2 protein-coding genes are annotated in these 2,055 nt (G+C 61.9%); one reads left to right on the top strand and one right to left on the bottom strand.

The window, feature by feature from the left end; genetic code table 11:
* Positions 1–1,412 (top strand): DegQ family serine endoprotease (locus VZ95_RS16590; RefSeq protein WP_045776844.1); only part of this gene is annotated, 1,412 nt, incomplete at its 5' end.
* Positions 1,413–1,490: 78 nt separating this feature from the next.
* Here VZ95_RS16590 and VZ95_RS16595 read toward each other — a convergent pair.
* Positions 1,491–1,940, bottom strand: a complete 450-nt coding sequence (locus tag VZ95_RS16595; protein ID WP_045776845.1) for a c-type cytochrome — start codon at positions 1,938–1,940, stop codon at positions 1,491–1,493.
* Positions 1,941–2,055 lie beyond the last annotated feature (115 nt).

The following is a 2,055-nucleotide window of genomic DNA, read 5'->3' on the forward strand; positions in this document are numbered from 1 at the left end:
TCGCCCCGCCCGCCTTTGCGCGCAGCGCCCCGGAAAGTTTCGCCGATATGGCGGAAAAGCTGCTGCCCTCGGTGGTGAACGTCTATTCGACGCAAATCAGCAAACCCGCCCGCGCCCAAGGCAATGGCGGCGGCGGAGCGGAACCCGATTTTCAACTACCGCCGGGCTCCCCCTTCGAGCAGTTCTTCCGCGAGTTCATGAACCGCCAGCGCGGCGGCCAGAACCAAGCGCCGCGCCGTCAAACCTCGCTGGGCTCGGGCTTCATCATCGACAGCACCGGCTATATCGTGACCAATAATCACGTGATCGATGGGGCCGATGAAATCAGCGTGAAGCTGCACGATAATACCGAGCTTTCCGCCAAGCTGATCGGCCGCGATCCCAAAACCGATCTGGCGCTGCTGAAGGTCGAAAGTTCGAAACCGCTGCCGGCGGTGCAGTTCGGCGATAGCGATAAAGCACGCATCGGCGATTGGGTGATGGCGATCGGCAATCCCTTCGGTCTCGGCGGCACGGTAACGGCGGGGATTCTCTCGGCGCGCAACCGCTCCACCGGCGGCGCTTACGATGATTTCTTGCAGACCGACGCGTCGATCAACCGGGGCAATTCCGGCGGGCCGATGTTCGATATGGACGGCAAGGTTATCGGCGTGAATTCGGCCATTCTATCGCCCAACGGCGGCAGCGTCGGCATTGGGTTCGCCATTTCCTCCAACCTCGCCCGCCCGGTGATCGAGCAAATCAAGAATGGCGGCGCGGTGAAGCGCGGCTGGTTGGGCGTGAAGATTCAGCGCCTCGACGATGATGTCGCCACCGGCTTCGGGCTGGATAAGGCGCGCGGCGCGCTGGTCAGCGCCGTCACCGACGGCAGCCCGGCGGCGAAAGCCCAGGTGAAACAGGGCGACGTGATCTTGAAGTTCGATGGGCGCGACGTGCCGGAATCGGACCGTCTGCCGCGTATCGTCGCCGATACCCCCATCGGCAAGCCGGTCGATATGGTCGTCTGGCGCAATAAGAAGGAAGTGCCGCTGAAGGTTACGGTTGGCGAGTTGAAGGATGAAGAGATTGCCACCGCGACGGACTCGAAAGAACCGTCCGCCGCCGAACCCGCCGTTACCGTGCGTGGCCTGGGGCTGAAGGTGCAGGGCATCGACGCCGCCGCCCGCGAAAAATTCGGCCTGCCCGAAAGCCAGAACGGCATCGTCATCACCGATGTCACCGGCGATAGCAACGCCTTCGAAAAAGGCCTGCGCCCCGGCGATATCGTGACCGAGGTCAATCAGGAAGAGGTAAAAACGGCCAGCGATCTTGCCGCCAAGATCACCGCCGCGCGCGACGCGAAGAAAAAAACCGTGCTGCTCACGCTGCTCAGCAAGGGCGATACGCGCTTTGTGGCCGTCCGCATCGACTAACCCAAAAAGAAAGGGCGCAGCGGTTTCCCGCAGCGCCCTCTCCTATCGGCGGCGCGCTTTCACGAGCGCGCCGTTTGCTTATTTAGCGCGGTACGTATCGTGGCACACGCCGCAAGCTTTCGCCGTTTCGCCGAACGCGGCCTTCAGCCCGTCGAGGTTCTTGGCATTCGCCGCCACGACCAGCGCCCCAACCCCGCTATTGAAGCCGGCCGCCGCCTTATCGAAGCCTGCCCCATCGGTCCAGATCAGCGGCAGCGCTTTCGTGTCGCCCTTATCGCTGCCGGCCGGGAAGTTGACTTTCGAGGTCAGGCGCTTGCCGACATCGGCCATCGCCTGCGCCGGGGCCGTAGCGGTTTCGATCCCGGCCTTGCCATCGACGACATTTTTAATTTCACCCAGGCTTTTGCGCAGCGTCTGAAAATCCGCCTTGCGATTGGCAATCGCATCGCCCTGGGCCGAAACGGCCACCGGCGCTAAAATTGCCAATGATACAAGCGCCGCCGCAACCCGACCAAATGCCTTACCCATCGATTTTTCTCCCAAAAGACTGGCTCGAACCCATTCGGCGCACCTGTTATGTCAGCCAGGAGGCTGGTTCAGATTGCGTCCGGTTAACAGTGTACCAGAGAATAAGGCTAAAATG

It is taken from the genome of Elstera litoralis, assembly GCF_000963705.1.
Lineage (GTDB): Bacteria > Pseudomonadota > Alphaproteobacteria > Elsterales > Elsteraceae > Elstera > Elstera litoralis.